Origin of the sequence: Ectobacillus funiculus, assembly GCF_004138295.1 — a bacterium.
In the GTDB taxonomy this organism is placed as follows: Bacteria; Bacillota; Bacilli; order Bacillales; family Bacillaceae_G; genus Ectobacillus; species Ectobacillus funiculus.
In genome coordinates this window covers 1-21,560 of the sequence record NZ_SCFM01000080.1, presented here as the reverse complement: position 1 = coordinate 21,560, position 21,560 = coordinate 1, and the positions used below count along the sequence as shown (strand labels likewise).

The 21,560-nt window shown below is 36.1% G+C and carries 20 protein-coding genes and 1 pseudogene; 15 read left to right on the top strand and 6 right to left on the bottom strand.

From position 1 onward, the window contains the following. A partial coding sequence (locus EP737_RS23930) for a Gfo/Idh/MocA family protein (RefSeq protein WP_165350905.1) occupies nt 1-746 on the bottom strand: 746 nt, incomplete at its 3' end. Nucleotides 747-1,397: 651 nt separating this feature from the next. Between EP737_RS23930 and EP737_RS23925 the strand changes: the two genes are divergently transcribed. The 3 genes from EP737_RS23925 (at nt 1,398) to EP737_RS23915 (ending at nt 5,328) form a co-directional block, all read left to right on the top strand. After that, on the top strand, nt 1,398-2,918 hold the full coding sequence (locus EP737_RS23925; protein ID WP_129731740.1) for a spore germination protein: 1,521 nt from the start codon (nt 1,398-1,400) through the stop codon (nt 2,916-2,918). 57 nt (nt 2,919-2,975) lie between these two features. Continuing rightward, nucleotides 2,976-4,151: a Ger(x)C family spore germination protein gene (locus tag EP737_RS23920; protein WP_165350904.1), complete on the top strand. Its 1,176-nt coding sequence runs from the start codon at nt 2,976-2,978 to the stop codon at nt 4,149-4,151. 70 nt (nt 4,152-4,221) lie between these two features. After that, entirely contained in the window at nt 4,222-5,328 is a 1,107-nt protein-coding gene (locus EP737_RS23915; RefSeq protein WP_165350903.1) for a GerAB/ArcD/ProY family transporter, read from the top strand. A gap of 241 nt (nt 5,329-5,569) precedes the next feature. Here the strand turns inward: EP737_RS23915 and EP737_RS23910 are convergent, their stop codons facing one another. Both EP737_RS23910 and EP737_RS23905 read right to left on the bottom strand, forming a co-directional pair. After that, nucleotides 5,570-6,055 (bottom strand): hypothetical protein, encoded by a 486-nt coding sequence (locus EP737_RS23910; RefSeq protein ID WP_129731734.1) that lies wholly within the window; start codon nt 6,053-6,055, stop codon nt 5,570-5,572. Nucleotides 6,056-6,246: 191 nt separating this feature from the next. Further along, nucleotides 6,247-6,441, bottom strand: a complete 195-nt coding sequence (locus tag EP737_RS23905; protein WP_129731732.1) for a hypothetical protein — start codon at nt 6,439-6,441, stop codon at nt 6,247-6,249. Between the two features lie 681 nt (nt 6,442-7,122). Between EP737_RS23905 and EP737_RS23900 the strand changes: the two genes are divergently transcribed. The 11 genes and pseudogenes from EP737_RS23900 (at nt 7,123) to EP737_RS23855 (ending at nt 17,427) form a co-directional block, all read left to right on the top strand. After that, nucleotides 7,123-7,335, top strand: coding sequence for a hypothetical protein (locus EP737_RS23900; protein ID WP_129731730.1), 213 nt, complete (start codon nt 7,123-7,125; stop codon nt 7,333-7,335). Between the two features lie 1,000 nt (nt 7,336-8,335). Then, nucleotides 8,336-9,835 carry a CehA/McbA family metallohydrolase domain-containing protein gene (locus EP737_RS23895; RefSeq protein ID WP_129731728.1) on the top strand — a complete coding sequence of 500 codons (1,500 nt, stop codon included), beginning with the start codon at nt 8,336-8,338 and terminating at the stop codon, nt 9,833-9,835. 104 nt (nt 9,836-9,939) lie between these two features. Further along, nucleotides 9,940-10,989 (top strand): HupE/UreJ family protein, encoded by a 1,050-nt coding sequence (locus tag EP737_RS23890; RefSeq protein ID WP_129731726.1) that lies wholly within the window; start codon nt 9,940-9,942, stop codon nt 10,987-10,989. A gap of 902 nt (nt 10,990-11,891) precedes the next feature. Then, nucleotides 11,892-12,659: an SDR family oxidoreductase gene (locus tag EP737_RS23885; protein WP_129731724.1), complete on the top strand. Its 768-nt coding sequence runs from the start codon at nt 11,892-11,894 to the stop codon at nt 12,657-12,659. An 87-nt stretch (nt 12,660-12,746) separates the two neighbouring features. Continuing rightward, nucleotides 12,747-12,890: pseudogene (locus tag EP737_RS26095) on the top strand (L-dopachrome tautomerase-related protein); the annotation flags it as partial. Between the two features lie 120 nt (nt 12,891-13,010). Next, on the top strand, nt 13,011-14,243 hold the full coding sequence (locus EP737_RS23880) for an NAD(P)/FAD-dependent oxidoreductase (RefSeq protein WP_129731722.1): 1,233 nt from the start codon (nt 13,011-13,013) through the stop codon (nt 14,241-14,243). Between the two features lie 552 nt (nt 14,244-14,795). After that, entirely contained in the window at nt 14,796-15,338 is a 543-nt protein-coding gene (locus EP737_RS23875) for a CBO0543 family protein (RefSeq protein WP_129731720.1), read from the top strand. Nucleotides 15,339-15,563: 225 nt separating this feature from the next. Continuing rightward, nucleotides 15,564-15,737 (top strand): aspartyl-phosphate phosphatase Spo0E family protein, encoded by a 174-nt coding sequence (locus EP737_RS23870; protein ID WP_129731718.1) that lies wholly within the window; start codon nt 15,564-15,566, stop codon nt 15,735-15,737. 261 nt (nt 15,738-15,998) lie between these two features. Continuing rightward, on the top strand, nt 15,999-16,172 hold the full coding sequence (locus EP737_RS23865; RefSeq protein ID WP_129731716.1) for an AbrB/MazE/SpoVT family DNA-binding domain-containing protein: 174 nt from the start codon (nt 15,999-16,001) through the stop codon (nt 16,170-16,172). Between the two features lies 1 nt (nt 16,173). Further along, complete coding sequence (locus EP737_RS23860) at nt 16,174-16,938, top strand: hypothetical protein (RefSeq protein WP_129731714.1); 765 nt, start codon at nt 16,174-16,176, stop codon at nt 16,936-16,938. A 15-nt stretch (nt 16,939-16,953) separates the two neighbouring features. Then, nucleotides 16,954-17,427 (top strand): hypothetical protein, encoded by a 474-nt coding sequence (locus EP737_RS23855; RefSeq protein ID WP_129731712.1) that lies wholly within the window; start codon nt 16,954-16,956, stop codon nt 17,425-17,427. Between the two features lie 364 nt (nt 17,428-17,791). Here EP737_RS23855 and EP737_RS23850 read toward each other — a convergent pair whose 3' ends face one another. Both EP737_RS23850 and EP737_RS23845 read right to left on the bottom strand, forming a co-directional pair. Continuing rightward, complete coding sequence (locus EP737_RS23850; RefSeq protein ID WP_205651011.1) at nt 17,792-18,559, bottom strand: hypothetical protein; 768 nt, start codon at nt 18,557-18,559, stop codon at nt 17,792-17,794. Between the two features lie 66 nt (nt 18,560-18,625). Then, a complete protein-coding gene (locus EP737_RS23845; protein WP_129731708.1) occupies nt 18,626-18,886 on the bottom strand; it encodes a GerAB/ArcD/ProY family transporter in 261 nt (86 codons plus the stop codon). 474 nt (nt 18,887-19,360) lie between these two features. Here EP737_RS23845 and EP737_RS23840 point away from each other — a divergent pair, with 474 nt between their 5' ends. After that, on the top strand, nt 19,361-20,467 hold the full coding sequence (locus tag EP737_RS23840) for a GerAB/ArcD/ProY family transporter (RefSeq protein WP_129731706.1): 1,107 nt from the start codon (nt 19,361-19,363) through the stop codon (nt 20,465-20,467). Between the two features lie 239 nt (nt 20,468-20,706). On the opposite strand, the gene EP737_RS23835 is transcribed toward EP737_RS23840, so the two are convergent. Further along, nucleotides 20,707-20,922: a hypothetical protein gene (locus tag EP737_RS23835; protein WP_129731704.1), complete on the bottom strand. Its 216-nt coding sequence runs from the start codon at nt 20,920-20,922 to the stop codon at nt 20,707-20,709. Nucleotides 20,923-21,560: the final 638 nt, after the last annotated feature.

The window sequence follows — 21,560 nt, the reverse complement described above, 5'->3', positions numbered from 1 at the left end:
CCGACTGCTCCATTTTCATATTCGGCAAGAATTGTGATCAAGTCATCATTTTCCACATCAGCAAGCTCGGAGGAACCCGCTTGTTTTGGTCTTTGAGGGATCACAATCTTGGATAAAGCGTTTACACTGCTGATATCACCAAGGATAAACTGGGAAATGCTAAGTAGGTGAGAACCAAGGTCACCAAGCGCACCGCTTCCAGAATGTTTATTAATATGACGCCATGTGATTGGCAATGTTGGATCTAGCAATCCATCCTGATCGTACGTTCCAGAGAATCTCATAATTTTGCCGAGTTTTCCAGAAGAAACAAGTTCTTTAATATAAGCGTTTGCAGGATTCATAACATTGTTATACCCAACATAATTCACAACGCCCTTTTGTTTAGCAAGTGCAGCTAATTCTTTTGACTGCTCTGCAGAAAGGGTAAGTGGTTTTTCACAATACACGTGTTTGCCGTTTTCTAAAGCTGCTTTTGCAACCTCATAGTGGAAAGCATTCGGTGTAGCAATATCGACAACATCAACCTGTGGATCTGTAACAACTTCTTGCCAGTTCTCAGCCCATCTTGAGAATCCAAATTTTTCGCATGCCAGCTTGGCTGCCTCAACATTTACATCAGCTACAACTTCAAAAACAGGTTTTCCAGACTCAGGTCCAAATAACATTAGAGCGTTTGCAAAAGAGTTAGTATGAGCTTTCCCCATCCATCCAGCACCAACAAGTCCTATTCTTACTTCTTTCATATGTCTCTCTCCTTTTAGTTTTACTATTGTTTATTGCTTTTCTCTATTTCATTTTAGTACAGGTAAAATGCAATTACACTAAGTTATGTTGCTTATTTACTTAATAATATTGCTTTTAACATTTCCTGAGGTAGCGTTTTCGAAAATTTGCTGGCATAGCAATCAATCGTGTTTCCTTCTGAAGCAAAGGCATGCTATAGGTGCATTCATTGGTCTTTGCCTTCCGCAGTCTCAGCGACTCGCTTATCTCATTCAGGACCGTACTGATGGACAGCGCATAATGATTGTATGAGCGATAAATAGTCTGCTTCTTCTATTATTTCGACTCAATCACGAAACTAAGGATTTACCATAGGTACTTAGGTTAGTCTGACAATCGTCTTCTGAATAACTAAAGTATTTATTGGAAACAGTAATTTACATATAAGCGGTGCCTCTAATTAAAAGGAGATAACATTAGAGACTTTACTATCAGTACTACGGGTGGCTAGTTATGTTAATCGTCTGTTTTACTAATACATATTCCAATCTTTGTTATGAGAATAAGAAACAAGTGTATGTACTTAAAGGAGGGAAGATCTATTAACCCCTCTTATATATCTGTTAATGGCGGGGCTAATAGGTTGGAATAATCAATGAAAGGTGATGTAGGTGTTCAAAAAATTTCGTTTTTATTTAAAGAATGAAAAAAAAAGCATCACATCCACACAACCAAAACAAAAAGTCGATTGTATCTCCCATACCATTCATACGGATCTAGATAGTAACATGAAAATAGTCAAGGAAAGATTAGGAACCAATGATGATATTGTCTTCAGAGAATTTCAAGGATTTGTACTGACACCAATAAAAATCTTTATTTGTTATATGTCAGGCTTAGTTGATGATAAATATATTGGCCATAATATTTTAAAGCCTTTGATGGAAGCGAATTTTACAAATGAACATATGCTGGAACCGTTTGAAAACGTACTTCAAATCGTCAAGGATAACATTTTAAATGTGAGTAGTTTGAACGAGATACAATCAATGCAAGACGCATTATACGGCGTGTTATCCGGGCAAACTATGGTATTTATACACGGATGCAGTGCGGCGTTATCTATTGAAACACAGGGATTTGAATCAAGAAGTGTTACGGAACCAGATACTGAGGTTACTGTAAGAGGACCTCGCGAAGGATTTACGGAAAATATTGAGGTGAATACAGCCTTAATTCGAAGAAAAATTATCAATCCCAATCTTACATTTGAAAAACTAACACTTGGGAAGGAAACGCATACTAAAATTCGCATTGGTTACATAAAAGGCGTTACGAATCCAAAAGTGATAGAAGAGGTCAAAGAAAGATTAAAACGGATTGAGCTGGATTCCATTTTAGAATCCGGCTATATTGAACAACTTATTGAAGATCATCCTTACTCGCTCTTTGCCACGATTGGGAACAGTGAAAAGCCGGATCTTGTTGCAGCGAAAATGCTTGAAGGAAGGGTTGCTATTCTTTGTAACGGTACTCCCTTTGTTTTAACTGTTCCACATCTTTTTATTGAAAATATACAAGTAAGTGAAGACCATTATTCCCGACCCTATCTTTCATCCTTGATGCGTTTATTAAGGATTGTTTCTTTATTTCTAACCATAAATATACCTGCAATCTATGTGGCTTTGACAAGCTATCATCAAGCTATGATTCCGAGTATTTTAGTAACTAAGATTGCCTCTGCAGAAGAAAAAGTACCATTCCCAGTCATTCTTGAAGTCATTATGATAGGTGTGGCTTTTGAATTGCTCAGAGAAGCTGGCATTCGCATGCCAAGAGCGGTTGGATCCGCTACTACGATTGTTGGAACTTTAATCATTGGTCAGGCTGCAGTTGAAGCAGGTTTTTTAAGTGCACCGATAGTGATTATTATGGCGTTTACGGGGATTTCTGGTATGGTCATTCCACCGTTAAATGACATTATTGTTTTTTCACGGTTGGTATTAGTATTCTTAGCGGGAGTGTTGGGGTTTTATGGGATTTTGATTGGCAGCATTCTTTTTATTGCCCATATGACTTCTTTACAATCTTTTGGTTCGCCTTATTTAGCCCCATTAGCGCCTACAATCTGGGGTGATTGGAAAGATGTTATCATTAGAGCCCCTTTACAGCTAACAAAGAAAAAGCCTTAATCGACTGAACCGTTGAATGATCATTTAACCGAAAAGGTTCTTGGTGGAGGGATACGATTGAAGCGCGTCGGTTTCATTTTATGTTCTTTGTTTTTGCTGACAGGGTGTTGGGACAAGCAAGAGATTAAAAAGCTTGGATTTGTTCTGGCAATTGGCATTGATAAAGGGCCTAAAGGAGATATTTTAGTGACAGCCCAGGTGGTGAATCCCGAAGTAGCCCAAGGGGAAGGTTCAATAGAGAAATCTTCCGTTAAACTGGTGGGAAACAAAGGAAAAACCGTTTTTCAGGCTATTCGAAAAATGCTTCAAGAATTTGATCGAAAAAACCATTATGCTCATAATAAGGTTATTGTAATTAGTGAAGACCTTGCCAAAGAAGGACTGCTGCCTATCCTAGATTCTTTAAAGCGGGGAGGAGAAGTTCGCGGATACGTTTGGCTTTGTATTGCTAAAGGTGTAAAGGCGAGGGAGGTTTTGGGGGTGAAACCAGAAGGAGTTGAAACGATACAAGCTAATTATTTAAAAGGAATCATTGAAAATCAACAATTTAATTATAGTTCCGCTAATGTAACGATACTGGAGTTTTATAAGAAGGTTTTGGGAACGGGTATTTATCCTGTTGCAGGTTCCTTTCAAATGATCCGAAAAAATATGTATCCTGTAGAAGAAAATTCTAAGACAAAAACAGATTATATTAAGCTCTCTGGTGGAGCTGTTTTTAGAAAAGATATGTTAGTTGGTTATTTGAATGAAACCGAGACACATGGATATAATTGGATAGCTGGAAAGGTTAAAAGCGGAATTATTGTACTCCCTTCCTTAATTGAGAAAGGAAAATCGGCATCTATTGAAGTCATCAAAGCAAGCGCGAAAATTAAACCTGTTTTAAAAGAAAACAGGATATCTTTTATCATTGATATTCATGAAAAGGCCGTGATTGTGGAAGAACAGGGGAGAGGCCAACTCAAGTCTTCTCAAGAAAGATTCCGGTATTTCAGAAACATGGAAAAAGAGAATGAGAAGCTTGTTAGAAAAGAAGTTATGCAAGCAGTGAATAAAGCTAAAAGGCTCCGGTCCGATTTTTTAGGGCTTGGCAGCGCTCTTAATAAAAAATACCCTGCGAAATGGAATGAAACGAAAAAAGAATGGGATGCACAGCTTTCAGATATTCAAGTGATTGTAAAGGTTGATGTGACGATCAGGGGAGCGAGAGAAATGAAGGGTCCTTTTTAAAGCTCGGTGATATAAAATACTACTTTAGTGATTTGAACAGAAATGAATCAATTGAAAAATAATGGCTGGCATGGAGAATAAAGAAATGAAACAGATTACAAAAAATCAGCTTTTTTGCCTCATTTTATTATATGAAATAGGAAGCACAACACTGTTTTTATTGGGGGAGCGTGCAAAGCAAGATTCGTGGATCGTTATTTTTCTTGCTATGCTGATTGGGTTTATTTTACTTTGGGTATATACGGAAATAACCAAACATTTTCCTGAAGATCATTTGGCTGAGGTTATCAATAGTTTATTTGGAAAATGGATTGCAAAACCTTTGATTTTTTTGTATGCAGGATACCTATTTTATGATGCATGTTTAAATTTCTTTGAATTCGGAGAAATCATGAGAATTACATCCCTTATGAATACCCCACCATTTATTATAGGCGGAGTTTTCATAGTGACGGTCATTTATATGCTGCTAATTGGGCAACAGGTTGTACCCCGAACGGCTGAGATGCTATTGCCAGCTTTTTTATTTTTTCTTCTGACATCTCTCGTTTTAAGTGTAATCTCTCAGCATTTTGATATTACTCAACTACAACCGATTTTAGGAAATGGCATGACTCCCATTTTAAAAGTACTCCCTAACGTAATAACCTTTCCATTCGGTGAAATAGTCGTTTTTCTTTTTTTATGGAAATTTGTAGCTGAAAAGAAGTCTATTCGATTCACATCTTTTTTAGCATTTAGTTTAGCTGGAATTATCATTATGCTTTCTCAAATTACTATTATTTCTGTATTGGGTACGGGCCTGGCAGCAAACTCTGTAGTCCCTTTGCTGGAAGTTATTTTATCCATTAATTTAGGGGACATTATCATGAATCTTGATGTTTTTCTTATTGCCATACTCTTTATTGGTGGTCTTTTCAAAATGATTATTAACTTCTATGGAGCTGTGTTAGCTTTATCGTATCTCTTCAATGTTAAAAATCAAAAATTCATGATTATTTTGGTTGGTATATGTGTAATTGGGTATTCATTCCTTCATCTCAAAACTCTTCCGCATCAGCGGGCAATAACGGAAGGAGCAGCGGTGCTATGGCCGTATACTATGATGATATATCAAATAATACCGATATATATCTTGATTATCATTATTTTAAATAAAAAAATAATCAATCAATAACCACAAGGAGAATGGTAAAAATGACCTTACAGAAACTACAAGATTCTGGGTTCATAGTGAGTATTCTATTCATTGGGGGGATTGTATATTTATTCATACTGAACATGATCGTTTTTTATAAGTTATTATCATTTGCAATAAAAAGGATGAGAAATTAAATGTATTACTCAGATGAGTCAAACTTCAATAGAATGAACGTTATACTCATCAAGCGGAGCGAGTCTTAGGAACATTTTTACCTCTAGTGAGAGAGGACATAACTTTGAATCCATTTTACAATATAGTGTGCCTCTGCTTCCTTTTGGTGTATTTCTGCATAAGCAAGTGTTCCCTCTACCAGTTGCAAGGCTTTGTGAATAGGCAAGGATACTTGAATGGGTAGTTGCGTATCAGCTTTCCCATTTTGTTGTCTATATTCTCTGGAAGATCCTATCCTATTTTCGCCAATATGTACATTAGCTATAAGATTAAGCATGGTAGTTCTTGAAGAACATTCTTCAGATAGATAGTAGAAAATGCCGGGGAATAGTTGAAATACAAGAACTTCAGCATATGCTCTTACCTTAGAAAATGCCCAAATTTCCTTATGAGAATCTTCAAAATCAGAGAAGGAAAGAATAAGTTTCTTTGCAGGATTCGGATGTTGGCTCTCCATTTTTCGTAGTGTGTTCAAAATCCCGCTAAAATCTTGTTTTTCTACCTCTTCTTCAGAAATATCATATAACACTAGGGTATCCTGTTGCATATGCACCTCCAGATTATTCGTTGTTTAAATCATTCCCAAAATTGTTCGTGTATAGATAGCTCCCCAGTTAGCCTATAAGTTCCTGTTAAGACTTTACTTGCGGTCTGTTTTCTTGGATAACATGTTGTATCCAGGCATAATCGACTAACGATAGACATTTTTTATAACTGCATTTATTTCCTTTTTTGTTTATAGAAAGTATATAGATTTTTTGCATCGTCTTCTGACAATGAAATCCAATTAATATACTTGATTTCTATCCCAAATTCATGATAAATGCGCTGCATGTACCGCTCTACTTGCAACTTTTCCTTCTGCAGAGCTTCTTTTTTCAATTCTCTCTTTCGCGTATTGTATAAAAGTTTCATTTGCTACTATCTCCTCTTGTTCTATGTATTTTTATTGATTTTATAAAAGAAAACATTAATAAGGGTTACCAATTTACAGCGAAATATACATAGGGACCTCCCATTCCTCAGGTGTTTTATTCTCAATCATCCGCGTTGGATCACTGAAAAGCTGCTTGAATATTCCCATAATGTCGATGAAACGAAGCGTATGCATCTATTCGCCCAGTGGATCATACGTCCGCGTATTTTGCTCTCTCCCATAATCGTCAAAAGGGTCTTCGGCAAAGTCATGTTTTTTGTAAGTGGGTATATGTCTTTTGAGTATGTCCGCTTCTCTAGCATTTAAACAGTAGATATTTCCAGTATTTACTTAAAAATATCCATACTATAATGGCAGGATAACATTCCATAGCAACCGAATAACAGATAAGAGGAAGGGAAGGGAGGGATGGAGCCAACGTATTGGAGTAAAGAGAAGTATCTAAGTTTCTACAAGTTGGATAGCACGTTAAGGAAGTATTGTTTAACATTCAAGGAATCTAGGTATCGTTTGTGGCATAAATAATTCTAGCATTCTTTATAATAAAGACGTTCTGTTATTACAAAGACTCATGCAGCCGTAGAATAGAAGCGTTCTAGGCACTCTCTGCGGGCAAGGTTGTTCGGGAAGTAGGGAATCTATGAAAATGGAGGATAGGTATGGGCATTCTTATATTTGTTTTACTGCTAGTCATCTTAGTTGTTGTTACTTGTGATTTTCGTAATACGAAACGCGACGACGCTGGAGTTCTATACAATCTTTACTTTGATAAAGATGGTTTTCCTATCTGGGAAGAGTTAAAGAAAGGCAGTTCAACAAGAGAGAAAGATAACAGGATAATGACTAAAGCTAAAAATAAATCAGTATTATAAGGCAGTTTCCTACATACATTGAATCCTGCTAATGGTGTGTTGGGTTGGGTACAAAAACCTCAAAACCATCGCAATATCGACACTATTATTTTACAAGGATGTGTGATGGAAACAAAAACGGAAAACACTATTCTTTCTGCAGCATGACAAGAAAAGATAGTGTTTTTGCGTTTGGGATAATGAATTATCTGAATTTCATAGACATGTGGTGGAACTACTCCGATTTTCCTTTTTTCAAATCGATACAAAGCTACCTAGCAGATTTTACCGAAAGGATACCCTTGCTTCAATTACATGCGGGAAGGATCCTAATCATAAGTAAGATGAAGAGCATGTTAATTAATCAAGCATACAAGTTGCGTTTATACCTAAATAGGGAAATTGGTCTTTTAGTTTTCTATAATATTATTATGTTAACTGAAGGCGGGATGTATGAATAGGATTAAAAAACAATTTCACCAATATGTATGTTGGAAGAAAGTAATGATTAAAGGAATAAGGGATATATAATTTGTATTTGGAGGTAGAAAGCAAATAATTTCATTGACCGTATTTAAATAAAATTTAAATAAAAAATATTATTTTAAAAAACAGCTAAAGGACGGCTCCATGCAAGTCAACGGGAACTGTATTATTTTAAAAAAGGGGGGATCGCCATGAATTCCATACAGAAAAAAGACATACGGGTATCAATTATGAAAATATGGTCTGGGATGTAAAGCTATTGCAAGCATGTGAGTGTTTTGCACCAGCCCCCTTAATTTTAATGACAATCTAATCATATTAAACGATGGTTTTGATAATTTCAATTACTGTATATTTAAATTAAAAACAAAAATATCATTAAACACTGTAGGGAAGGACGTTTGGGTAAGATATTTTTAAAATTTACAAAAAATACAACAAATTAACAATTTTAATAAGGCTCATTAATATTACATTTGCAAAAACAGTTTAATATTTAAATGTCATAATAGATTATAAGGGGAGTTGATAGGCAGTGAGGTTTCAATTAAAGAAGAAATCTATTCCATTGTTAGCAACAACAGTACTTACCACTACAGCTTTAACGGCACAGGCTTTTTACGGAGATATCCAAAACTCCAAAGCTGAAGAAAAGTCAAAGAAAGATAGAGCTTGGCTTGCTGGTGATCATCATGTACATAGCGAATGGAGTGTCGGCTGGGACAATTCTACAAACCCTCCAACTCCTATCCAGGGTGGAGATGCTATTTACCCAACTGTAAAAAATGCTGAAAATGCTAGGAAGTATGGGCTTGATTGGATGGTTACAACGGATCATGGCGGTCCTAACCATTCTAAAGTGAATTTAGAACAAGCATACCCTGAGCTAATTAAGTCTCGCCAGGCAGTTCCGGAGGTTCTTCAGTTCTACGGAATGGAATTTGATACGCCTGCCGCTGATCATAGTTCACTCATCATTCCTAAGAATGACAATGAGTCACAGACACTCTACGACATTGAAAGTCAATTTAATAAGCGTGAGCCATATCCAAATGACGGAACGCGGGATACTGAATCTAATATGATTGCTGCATTGAACTATATGAAACAATTGGACGAGCCTCCAGTACTGTTTGCGAACCACCCAGCACGTTCCGCAACGGGCTATGGACAATGGGGGCAAGATACACCGCAGGAATTTCGTAACTGGAACGATACAGCACCTAATGTGTCCGTTGGCATGGAAGGCGCTCCGGGTCATCAGGCAGGTGCTATAAATCAAGACGGATCTATTGACTCGAATGGTACTCGTGGCGGATACGGAAATGCTGCAACTATGGGTGGATTTGATCAAATGACCGCTCAGGTTGGCGGTTTATGGGATTCCATGTTAGGGGAAGGAAGACACTGGTGGGTAACATCCACATCCGACTCCCATGTTAACTGGCGAGATGGAGGAAGTGATTTTTGGCCGGGGGAATACTCTAAAACTTACGTAAAAGCAGAAAAAGATTACCAAGATATTATGGATGGCCTGCGCAATGGTCGCATTTTTATCACAACAGGTGATTTGGTCTCTGAACTAGATATAAAGGCGTTTGCAGTTGGCAACGGAAAAGGGAACGGTAATACAGCAGCTATTGGGGAAACAATTTCTTTACCAGGTAAGAAGTCCGATGTGGAAGTGACTATTCGACTTCGTGATCCAAATGCTAACAATGCTCATGGTGATAATCCAAAGGTAAAACGCGTGGATCTAATCGTTGGTGAAGTAACTGGACAAGTTTCTGATCGTTCAACAGCTACCAATCCGACAACAAAAGTAGTAAAACGTTTCTACGAAGGTGATTGGAAGCAAGACGGTGAATATATTACGATCTCATACACATTAAAGAACGTAGATAAAGATTCATACATTCGTGTACGTGGAACAAACACTGACCAATTAGAGCCAGAAGTAGATCCTCGCGGTGAGAATCCTTGGACGGATCTTTGGTTTTACTCTAATCCAATCTTTGTGAAGGCTAATAAATAGATTAGAAGAGACAGAAATTTGGCGAGGAGTGTAGTAGCTTCTCGTCTTTGAATTATATTCCGTATACATCGGGGAAGGAAACTATAAGAAGGGGTTTGGGTATAATGAAAAAACAATGGATCCCCATTTTGCTTATTTTGCTTACATTTCATTATTTCTTTTCTTCATCAGCATCTGCACATACAAATAACAGTGAAGGCTTTTCAACTATCGAAGTGAAGGGGAAGACACTTCAGTACGAACTGAAGCTGGACCTTACTGAATTAGGGCATGCGATGAATAAAGAAATAAGTCAACAACAATCCATTAACTCGGATGTCCTACAGAAATATCTAAATTCTCATATAAAGCTGTATGCAGATGGTGTTCTGATTGAAGGAATCGTGAAAAAAACAGATGTGGCGACGATAAAGGATAGGCAGTTTGGTGTGATGAATTTGACTTATGAAATGGACCATGCGCCTGGAAGGCTTGTCCTCAATTATAATATATTCTTTGATGATTCTGATCCCAGCCATGCCAATTTTGTAACAGTTAAAATGAATGGAAAACAACAAGAAAAAATTCTTTCATATGAGGCAAGAGAGTTAGAAGTTGGAGAAATGGGCTTTCTACAAAACGCGAAACAGTTTTTGCTGCTTGGATTAGAACATATTTTTACCGGTTATGATCATATTTTGTTCGTCATTAGTTTGCTTTTCGGTGCAAAAACAATACGCCATATTTTCTCTCTGGTTACTGCCTTTACAATTGCACATAGTATCACACTGGCACTTGCGACCTTACAAATCGTGCAGTTGCCAAGTAAATTAATTGAATCGGCCATTGCATTAAGTATTATTTATGTTGCACTTATTAACATATTTGATCAAAATTCCAAGCATCAGCCCTGGATTGCTTTTTGTTTTGGACTCATCCACGGATTTGGATTCGCAGGAATTTTATCAGAAATGCGATTAGATGAAAGTCACATGGTAACTTCACTTTTATCCTTCAATATTGGAATCGAGATCGGACAATTATTAATCGTATCACTAGTGTTTCCGTTAATACGGCTGATTAAGAAAATAAGACCGGCTAACTGGTTAATCCCAGGAACCTCTGTGGGGATTTTAGCGTTTGGGCTGTTATGGTTTTTCCAGCGAGCTTTTTAATGATACAACCTGTCAGGATTCTTATTTGTCCAAGCTATTAATGTGGTTGTAATAGCTTAATAAGGGTTTAACAGAAAGATCCTTTCCAAACGGGATAAAAATCTCTTATCGAAGCTTAAGAAACTAATTTAAGTATTGAATTTAAACGTTAGAATAAAAAACCTTTTTGTTAAAATTGCTCAACAAAAAGGTTTTTTATTTCACTGTAAGAAGGTATAAATTTCCAGCAAGAAGCGAATTTGATGTGGTCGGAAATTTTAAGAATACAGTATAAGTTGTCTTCGCCCAAGAACAGGGCTTGTCAATCGGCGAGCTTTCTTTGAGGGAGGGTAACATAAAGGGATTTCGAAAGTCTAAATAGGTTAAATCTCTCTAGATATTAACGAAAGTGTTTTCTTTACAACGTTAATAACACACTTTTTGTAAATAACTTGATATTCATATATCCATATATCATTCATTTGATTGTTTTTAGTCTACTAATATGTTCTTTTGTTATGCTGTTACTACGTGAAAGATAGCATGTTGCTGTGATTACTTTTATATCTCACCAATGAAGACAACAAAAGCGATTTCTGCACAAGTTAATTCTCTTGTTGAGGTTGATGTCTTTCTATCTATTCTTATAATTTGGGAGTATTTTAAATTTAATTCACTCATCATTAGTAATAAACGAAAATAAACAAAAATTAATTAAATAAAAACGAAAACAAATGTTGAATAACGATAAAAATAGTATTAAAATGAAAATAGTTAATTAACTATTTAATAACGAATCAATATTTTGGATTACTTAAGTATCGATATAATGTTTATTTCATCAAATAGATTTTCTCTAGAAAGAAATTTTCTAACATAATGAAAACGCAAACAAAATGTGCTAATAGAAAGGAAGACGATTTATGAGTTTTCAAGGATACGATAAGAATTTTAATATTACGGACCAAGTAGCTATTGTAACAGGTGGAGCAAGTGGAATTGGAAAGGCCGTAGCAGAATTATACTTAGAAAAAGGTGCAAAAGTTGCTGTTTTTGACCTGAAAGATGATGTGAAAGATGTAGCTAAGGAATTGAGTGCAGAAAATGCCATCGGCGTACAATGTGATGTTACTAATAATGAGAGTATGGACAGGGCAATCCAGACAGTTAGAGAATACTTTGGTAAGATTGATATTCTAGTAAACTGTGCTGGTATTGCCTTACTCGATGATGCAGAAAATATTTCTGATGCTTACTGGCAAAAAACGATTGATCTTAATTTAACTGGATCATTTAAAATGTGTCAGAAAGTCGGAAGTATCATGATTGAGCAAGGAAATGGCGGAAACATTATCAACTTAGCTTCTCAAGCAGCACTTATTGCCTTAGATAATCATGTGGCTTATGCTGCAAGTAAAGCTGGAATTCTTGGAATGACTAAAGTGCTTGCTTATGAATGGGCTCAATTCGATATTAAAGTAAACGCTATCTCGCCTACTGTTATTTTAACTGAGTTAGGAAAAAAAGCTTGGGCTGGAGAAAAAGGTGAAAAAGCGAAAAAAGAAATTCCACTTGGACGCTTTGGATACCCAGAAGAAGTTGCAGCTATTGCCTTATTCCTGGCCTGTGATGCAACGAACTTCATTACGGGTGAAAATATTGTAGTTGATGGCGGTAATACGATTAAATAGTAGGAATAAAATTGATATATCGTAGAGGTATAGTATGTATTGCTGTACCTCTTTTTCTATGTTGTTTGTCCCTGATAATAGATCTGAAAAACATGTATGCCCGCTGGAATCAAGGTTGATCAACAAGGGAATTATGATGTTTTCGTTCCACGCTGGGCCTATGGGATTCCAGCTGCCATGAACAGGATTGTAATGAAAAATGGAAAGCCATTATTAGAGGCATTTCCAAGCTAGGAGTGGAATATAGTCGGTAACGTGAATGTTCTTCAATCCATCTTAGCTTTCAACTGTAGAGCTATGCTTACTGGATAAGAACAAGTAATTCATTATCCTTAAAAACGGAGTGATACTGTGAATAAGACATATGATGTCATCATTACAGGTGCTAGGTGTGCTGGTTCCGCCCTGGCTATTAATCTTGCTAAGGCAGGCTTTCATGTGCTGTTAGTAGATCGTTCGACTTTTCCAAGCGATACATTATCTACACATACTTTTTTCAATAACACTGTCGCTCTTCTTCGAGAGATGGGTGTTATAGACAAGTTATTGGAAACGAATGTACAACCGGTACGGGATATCAAGTTTCAGTTTGAAGATACCGTGATAGAAGGTCCTATGCCTAAGGTTGATGGAGAGGAGAACTGTTATTGTATTAGAAGAACTCATCTTGACTATATCTTGCTCGAACACGCCAAAGCTCAAAAGAATGTAACTGTTATCGAAGGGTTTCGTGTGACAGATGTTATCCGTGATGATGAGACAATTATAGGTGTGAAAGGTGTAGATAGCCATAACAAGAAACAAGAGTTTTTAGCTCGCCTGGTAGTTGGAGCAGACGGTCGATCCTCCATTATTCGTAAGTTAGTAAAAAGCGAACGCAAAATCAGTATTCCGGCAGCAGTTGGTATCTATTTCGGATATTTCTCCGGATTTCTTCACGATAATGTTCCTAAATTTGAGGTATATAAGATAAAGGATAATACGGCGATTCTCTTTCCAACAAATGATAGTTTATATGTTATTGTTGGGATTTTCTCGTTAGATAATAAGGCATTGATAGAAGGATTAAAATCAAATCCGGAAAGTTGCCTACGTAAGCTTTTAACAAATCACTTTCCAAACACAACGATTGGTGCACGCTTACAAAATGCAGAACTAGTAGAACCAATCAAAGGGATTCTCGGATATGATAACTATTGGTATGAAGGAATGGGAAAAGGATGGGCGTTGGTTGGGGATGCGGTTTGTTTTAAAGACCCTGGCATGGCGCAGGGTATCCATGATGCTATATATGGAGCACGTATATTGTCCAATATTTTATCAATATATAAGGGACAATCCAATCCATGGAAGCAAATGTCTGAAGAATATCAAAAAGCAATAGAAGCTGAGTTTATGGTTCGTTTTCATATGGGATGCCAATTTTCCAAGAATGAGCCCGTATCTGAACAGCAAGATGCTGTCAACAAGCTAATCAGTTCCCATCCTTTGGCGATAGAGAAACTTTTAGGGATTTATAATTATGCAAATGAGCCCGCTGCTTTAGAAGAAGAGCTCGCACGGATTATGCGGTCAATCTCATAATGAGTGTTAGAGATTGAGTGGGAAAATAGGTTGTTAGAACATAGAACAGCGATATTCTAGTGATGTAAGGTTAGTGGTTCATTCAGTTCTGGTGCAAAAAATCACTAAAGCTTGGACATACTACTCCACAAACGGCGTGTGAACAGCATGTTCAAGCTTTAGAAATGAATGGCAATTATTTTAGTTTTTTTGCACCAGAACCATTAATTTTAATGATAACGTAATTCTATCAAACAACATTTTTCCCTTACATGCCCACTCAGGCATTGCATAAAATCCTGCATATTTGATAAATTAAGAGATTGCGAGAAACCCAGTGTTGGCGCGGATGCCCAAGGGAATCCCACTTCCGATAATATGAGATTATGTTAACTTGATGTGAATAGGATATACACTGTAAAGATAGTAAGCAAAACGTGAAACAAAACCATATCTACCTACAAATCAAAATTCTTCAACTAGAAGACAAAAAATGGTCATTTCCTGGTTTATATTAAGATAAATGATTGAAGGTAATAATGTATGTATCAGTAAAAAAAGAGAGGGAATCGTATGGCTTACCCTTCATATAAAGATTTACAAGAGGTTAGAAAACAACTCAAAGATGTGGGATATGAACGTTGGGTGGAACATGACTTGTTTTCATGGCAATGGTGGCTTCTTCTTGCAGCTACGATTTTACCTTGGATAGGATGGATGTATCTTGTTAAGAAACCACATCGTCCTCATGTATTTGCTTTTGCCATGTTGATAGGTATTACATCTAGTATCCTAGATGTAATTGGTGCAGATATGTTGTTATGGGGGTATCCTACAAAATTGATCTTTATGGTTCCACCACTGTTTCCGGCTGATTTGACTATGATTCCTGTTTTATTTAGTTTAGTGTACTACTATGGAAAAGTCTGGAGCCGATATATTGTTTATGTTATATTCCTTGCTATTGTATTCTCATATGTATTTGAGCCATTGTTTGAAATAGTGGATATATACAGAATGCATCACTTTCCTCATTGGGCATCTCTCATTGGCTTTGTCTGTGTAGCTTTAATTGTTAGATGGGTTTTGGATATGATATTACCTAAAAGAGACTAATACATAGTTATCTAAAAATAACAAATATAGAATCAACTTCTTATTCGCATGCTGCATGGATACTTCCGAGAACGAGAATTATGTCAAATCATAAGAAACCGCCTGTCATTTTATAAGAATTTTTGTCATATGTATTCCAATCATATAGGATTTTTCGCATAATATTACTTGTACATAAAGAATTCTATTACAATGTACAATGGATGATCAGGGGAATTATTTATTATGTTGTTTACGGATATTAAGGATTTAGAAAAAAAGATTAACCAGTTTAGAGTAATATTACATCAAACAGTTAAAGAAACAGGCTTAAATAGTCTTGAAACAGTTAATTGTAGTCAGCAACTAGACCAACTTATCCTAATCCATCAAAAACTTTCTTATGAAAAAAAAAAATAGAACTATGTTGTTGAATGTGAAGCTGGCGCAGGCCGGCTTTTTGTTTTCCTCCCTACTTTTTCTGCTTGTAATTTATTAAGGGATCTTTGTAGGATCCTAGATACATTGAATTTCGATAATGTTGGATGATGTAATCTGACACGTGTATGGTATACATTATTTCATTATGTCCTATTTTATTTGTTTGAAAATTTAAACAGATGGAGATGATGGTAAAGAAGGTAAAGAAGGTAAAGAAAAGTAGTCGTAGGGGTGAAATCTATGATAGTAACTAAGATCAGTTCCAAAGGGCAAGTAACCATACCTAAATTCATTCGAGAAGTTTTAGAATTGAATACAGGAGATTACATTACGTTTGATTTTGAAAATGGTACAATCTCCATTGAAAAAGTAAATATACAAGAATTGAGAAACATAGTAAACGAGGGGAAATGACATGAATCAAACTCCTCCGTTCCGAAGACCAAGAGCGCATCTATCTCAATTTACCACTTCCCAACTTCATTTACGAAATCCCTTGGTTGTTGCTTTTTTTGCTTTTTCGTATCCAGGTTTTGGACATCTGTTGCTACATCGTTACGCATCAGCTTTTATTCTCATCATATGGGAAGCGTTTATTAATAACCTATCAAAGGTTAATCTGGGTATCTTCTATTCCTTACTAGGAGATTTTGAAACAGCTAAAAAAGTCCTTGATGAAAGATGGCTCATGTTATATGTAGCAATTTATATGTTTGGGATTTGGGATGGTTATCGATCAACTATAGATCACAATAAACTCTACTTATTAGCTGATTGGGAAGATGCTCCTATCCCTCCCATCAAGTATGGCTCTTGGGCTATCAACTATTTAGATAAGCGTAAACCATGGATTGCCTTAGTATGGTCAGTCCTTTTTCCTGGACTCGGGCACCTGTATGTTCAGAAGGTTATTGCTGGTTTTTTTATTTTTGGATATACAGTCATGATATTGTATCTCGGACATATTCCACAGGCAATTCAGTTTACAATGCTTGGGGATTTTGAGCAAACTAAACTGGTTCTAAATATACAGTGGATGCTGTATCTCCCATCAATATACATATTTGTTCTATATGATTCCTATATTTCAGCTATCGAACAGAATAAATTATTTGAAAAAGAGTTATCTAAATATTTACGTCAGAATTATCAAAGTTCTAATTTTAAAATGCCTATTTAGCAAGGGGGGACAGATATGTTGGTGATTACAACGTTTGAGAATTCTATTTTCATTGAGCTTGCTATTAGTTCACTGGAACAAAAGGGAATTCCAAAAGAACAGATATTTGCAGCTCCCCTTGATAAAAGAACGGAACCGAGACAATTATTTGATACGATTCACCGAGCTGATGGATTTAGTATGTTTGATACAGCAGCAATATTAGGGACATGTTTCATGCTTTTGGGTGCAATTTATGGATATGTATTAAAATGGGGACCCATCATTTGGGGTACTATTGGAGCAGTTACAGGCTTACTTGTAGGGTTCTTGATTAAATTATGGACAGTTAAAAAGGGGAAAGGAGGAAACAAAAAAATATCGGCGGAAATCATACTTATGATACGGTGTGAAGATTATCAATGGGAAACGGTTGAAAAGACCTTGTGGGATTATAAAGCATTAGGGATGACTAGGATTAGAGATGATAAAAGAGGAAAAATAAAATGACTTTTATCTGGATTAGCTTAATCATTCTTAGCTTAATAGCTATTTTTGTACCGAAATACATATCTAGAATAGAAGTATACGCAACGTCAACGTGCTTTTTTGCTTTGGTTTTTGGAGCTCTTACCGATATAATTCTTGATTTGCACTATGACCTGTATGGCTACTATGAGAAGGGATTCCAATTGATAACTTTATTAATCTTTTTATTTGTGTATCCGACAATAAGTACATTATTCTTAAATTTTTTCCTTCTATGTTCTTTTCCCCGTCGAGAACATGTTTTTTTGTTTCTCTTGCCGTTAGTCTGTTGGCTTGACGAAAGAGCCACAACAAGCCGCAAAAAATTGTGCAAGGACAAAAAAAGTCATGTTTTTGCCCTCCTGTTTATAAACCATAACATGAGAAAAATAGCTATAAGGGAAGCCGGCAAAGTTTGAAAAAAATAACTTGTATACAAGGTGACTTGATATTCTGTTAGATAGGAGGACACTGGCAGACTGATAAACCATAACACAATAATAAATAGATAAGGTGTAAGATTACGCTCTCTCCATTTGAACCATTTCAACCAAATTACCTTTTTTAGGACCTCCATCATTACATGCCAATGAATTACAATATTGAGAAATGCAACCGCTAAATATAACGTCAGAAAAATGAACAAAACACGTTCAATGAAACCGAACTTCAGTCGAATGGAATCGCTCGTGGCAGTCCAAGGATGTACAAGTGTGTCAACATGTTCAAATCCATGATATCCAGCTGGGGCAAAATAGGTAGTAGCTGCGCTTCCTGCAACTACGAGGAAAATGAGCCCAACTTGGAGCCAAGTTATCCTCTGCTTCTTTGGAAATACACGATTGAAAATAATTAAATTGACTGAACCCATAAATAGAAATAAGGCAGTAGAAAATGCTGAATAGCTCGGAGTATGATAGATGTACATGACAGACTCCTTCACATAATCCCATTCCATGCCTTCGCTCGTATACACTTTTATCATAATGAGGAGCACGAGAGGGATGTTGAACACGAGAATGGCTTCAACCGTATATAATACACTTTTGGAGCTCATTAATATGCCAAATGAAACAAAGCATAGAAAAATGGAAACAATCCATTTAAGTGACATGTCTGGTGTTAAAAACAACTTCAGTAAGTAGCAATAGTTCATAAGACTTATTAGCCCTGATGAGAACTATCCAACTGTAAGGTACATAAGAAATGGGACTGCAATCCATTTCGGAGCGTACTCTTGTAGTAGCTCAGGCAATCCTTTGCCAGGGAATTTGTAAAAAAAATGAGCTATTATATACGTAACTATAGAGCCTGTAATGAGGGCAAGAATTATGGAAACAATTGCTCCCTCTGCTCTATCTTTTAATAAAAGTTGAGGAACGGATGCAACAACACTTGCCATCATGTTTACGAGTATCAAATAACAAAAATACCGATTCATTGCTACATACCTCTATTTTCATTAGGATTTTCTGAATAACCATTTTGAAATACATGATTTCTCAAAGCTGTTAAGACGTGTGATATACATAATGAGACCGATATATTTTCCTCTTGATATCTCTATGGTTGCTCCAAACAATCATTCAGAACTATTTGATAGATCATATCGCAAAGCCTGTCTTAATTGTTATAGTGAGGTAATTAACCCAATATTATGCACAAGACGAAGTACTTTCTTTACTGATAAGCATGATTATGTGAACACAAATACCCTCCGAATCAACTTAGCTGGAGGGATTTTTTATAGACCTTTAGATACATTGAATTCCGATAATGCGGGATTATAATAATTGGATGTGTATGAGGTATACATGTCTCAATCCTGAAAAGTATTAGGGATAAGAAAGCAGGATAAAATGGACTAGAAGGACTGACGTGCGAATCAAGCATTAAGAAGGGGAGAACCCTAAAGATGGAGAAAGCTAAAATTAGTGCTATTCAGCTATTTGCCCTGATGTTTATGTTTGAGATGGGAACTGCATTGGTCATACCATATGGAATAGCTGCTAAAAAGGACGCCTGGCTTGCTATTCTTATAGGAATGTGCGAGGGAATGATCTTATTTTTCATTTATTATTTTTTATTTCGTCAATATCCAAATTTACCACTTACCGGATATGCTAAAAAAGTATTTGGTAAATACTTGGGGTGGATCATTGGTCTGTTATACATTCTCTACTTTTTGTATACTACTATCCATAATGTTCGTAGTTTCGGGGAGTTGCTGCTTTCATCGACCATGACCGAAACACCGTTATTGGCTCTCATTATCTTGTTCGTTCTTGCCATTTGTTATGTACTTTATCTAGGGATTGAAGTATTAGTGAGAACAGCAGAAGTCTTCATTGTCGTTCTGCTTTTTCTGGGCTTCATAGGAAATTTTCTTGTCTTTGTTTCGGGTGGAATTGTTCTTCATAATTTGCAGCCTTTTCTTGAATATGGATGGAAACCAATCTTAACGACGGCACTTCTGGAGACTAGCAATTTTCCTTTTGGTCAAATGGTTGCCTTTATAACACTACTTCCTTATTTAAATTGTCCTGGATTATTGAAAAAAGTATGGTTGTCTGCCTTGATTTCAAGCGGTCTGGCCTTAAGTTGGACAGCTAGTTTAGATATCGCTGTTCTTGGTGTCGAAAAAGTAGAGAGATCCACTTTTCCTTTGTTATCAACTATCCGAACGGTCAACCTTTTAGAGTTTATCCAACGTTTGGATATTATTGTTGTTTTTACTTTGTTGATTACAGTATTTTTCAAGGCATCCATCTTTTTCTATTGTACCCTAATTGGAATCGTGGATTTGTTCAAGTTAAAAAATTATCAACAGATTATTTTGCCCGTTGGTTGTATTCTTATCTTTGGGTCAATGGTTTTGGCCCCAAATTTTTCAGAACACATAGAGGAAGGTATATATTTTGATCGTTACATTGTCGCTTATTTTCATCTTATTATCCCATTACTAATGCTAATTGTTACCTTGATTCGTAACCGTTTCAAAAAGAAAGCTAAGGAAGGATAAAAAGATCAGATTGGGATCTAATGCAACATAATATAAATATTTTGATTTCTCATCGATGTAGATTTTAAACCTAAATACTTCCAACATCGGGGGTTATGTTAGCCTGACATGAATGAATAAAATATACAAAAAAGACACTGATGCCTATACAGTGTCTTTTTTGGCTGCAAAGGTTGTCATATCATGAATCTATATCATGTTATGCCTTGTATTTATTTTTATAACTATTGAATAGTTCATTATTTCTTTTGATACCCCTCTTGCTCAACTAAAGACCACACTTTATCTTGATTCCAAACAAACAATCCAAATAGTATATGTTTTAAACCATACCAGTATGTATCCCAATGTAAATATGCTAAGAATAGGATTCCTAGAACAAAATATAACACGGAAAAAATACGCAATATTACATTCATAATGTTGCATGATCGTTGCGGTTTCTCACTCTTCATTTAATTTCCCCTTTATATGTACTCAAACCCAAAATAGGAAAACCTCTTTATTTACATTTTTTATAAAATAAACACTTTTTATACTTTTCCCTATTTTTTAAGTTGAGATGATCGGGGAGTGTTTACTATAAACAGCAGCCTTTCAAGGGGAAGAGTTTGTTCTTATCCGGTTGAAATATTCTAGGTGGGGAGCTTAGTTTCGAATGATGTTAATTGCAAGCTTATTGTGCTCTATTTACTCAGTATTATTCTAAAAAGGAAAAGCTACCCAACTGCTCAATTGGGTAGCTTCTTGGCTAAAGCCGATTGTTTTGTGTGCTTCACAGCATACTGAGGTCGATTACTTAAAATTAACGCTTAACACTAACACAACAAGGTGTACTAAGCCTATGATGTTGAGTGCACTCTTATTATGCACTTTTCTCCTAGGTATTATTCAAAAAGGGAAAAAGCTATACACCGATTAATGTATAGCTTTCCTTAGAAAGTTGGTTTTTGCGTACTTCACAGTAGGTAAGTGTTAAAAAACCAGAATGCACCATTAACTCCAAGTATTGGATGCGACCTTATTATGTACTTCTTGCCTAGAATTATTCAACAAAGGAAAAAACTATCCATAATGAATTGGATGGATTAAG

Coding starts and splice junctions, on each gene's coding strand:
- EP737_RS23915 (WP_165350903.1), top strand. CDS start 4,222: ATGGAGAATAAAGAAATGAAACAGATTACAAAAAATCAGCTTTTTTGC.
- EP737_RS23900 (WP_129731730.1), top strand. CDS start 7,123: ATGGGCATTCTTATATTTGTTTTACTGCTAGTCATCTTAGTTGTTGTT.
- EP737_RS23890 (WP_129731726.1), top strand. CDS start 9,940: ATGAAAAAACAATGGATCCCCATTTTGCTTATTTTGCTTACATTTCAT.
- EP737_RS23855 (WP_129731712.1), top strand. CDS start 16,954: ATGTTGGTGATTACAACGTTTGAGAATTCTATTTTCATTGAGCTTGCT.
- EP737_RS23885 (WP_129731724.1), top strand. CDS start 11,892: ATGAGTTTTCAAGGATACGATAAGAATTTTAATATTACGGACCAAGTA.
- EP737_RS23905 (WP_129731732.1), bottom strand. CDS start 6,441: ATGAAACTTTTATACAATACGCGAAAGAGAGAATTGAAAAAAGAAGCT.
- EP737_RS23835 (WP_129731704.1), bottom strand. CDS start 20,922: ATGAAGAGTGAGAAACCGCAACGATCATGCAACATTATGAATGTAATA.
- EP737_RS23870 (WP_129731718.1), top strand. CDS start 15,564: ATGTTGTTTACGGATATTAAGGATTTAGAAAAAAAGATTAACCAGTTT.
- EP737_RS23850 (WP_205651011.1), bottom strand. CDS start 18,559: ATGTCACTTAAATGGATTGTTTCCATTTTTCTATGCTTTGTTTCATTT.
- EP737_RS23865 (WP_129731716.1), top strand. CDS start 15,999: ATGATAGTAACTAAGATCAGTTCCAAAGGGCAAGTAACCATACCTAAA.
- EP737_RS23860 (WP_129731714.1), top strand. CDS start 16,174: ATGAATCAAACTCCTCCGTTCCGAAGACCAAGAGCGCATCTATCTCAA.
- EP737_RS23875 (WP_129731720.1), top strand. CDS start 14,796: ATGGCTTACCCTTCATATAAAGATTTACAAGAGGTTAGAAAACAACTC.
- EP737_RS23840 (WP_129731706.1), top strand. CDS start 19,361: ATGGAGAAAGCTAAAATTAGTGCTATTCAGCTATTTGCCCTGATGTTT.
- EP737_RS23845 (WP_129731708.1), bottom strand. CDS start 18,886: ATGAATCGGTATTTTTGTTATTTGATACTCGTAAACATGATGGCAAGT.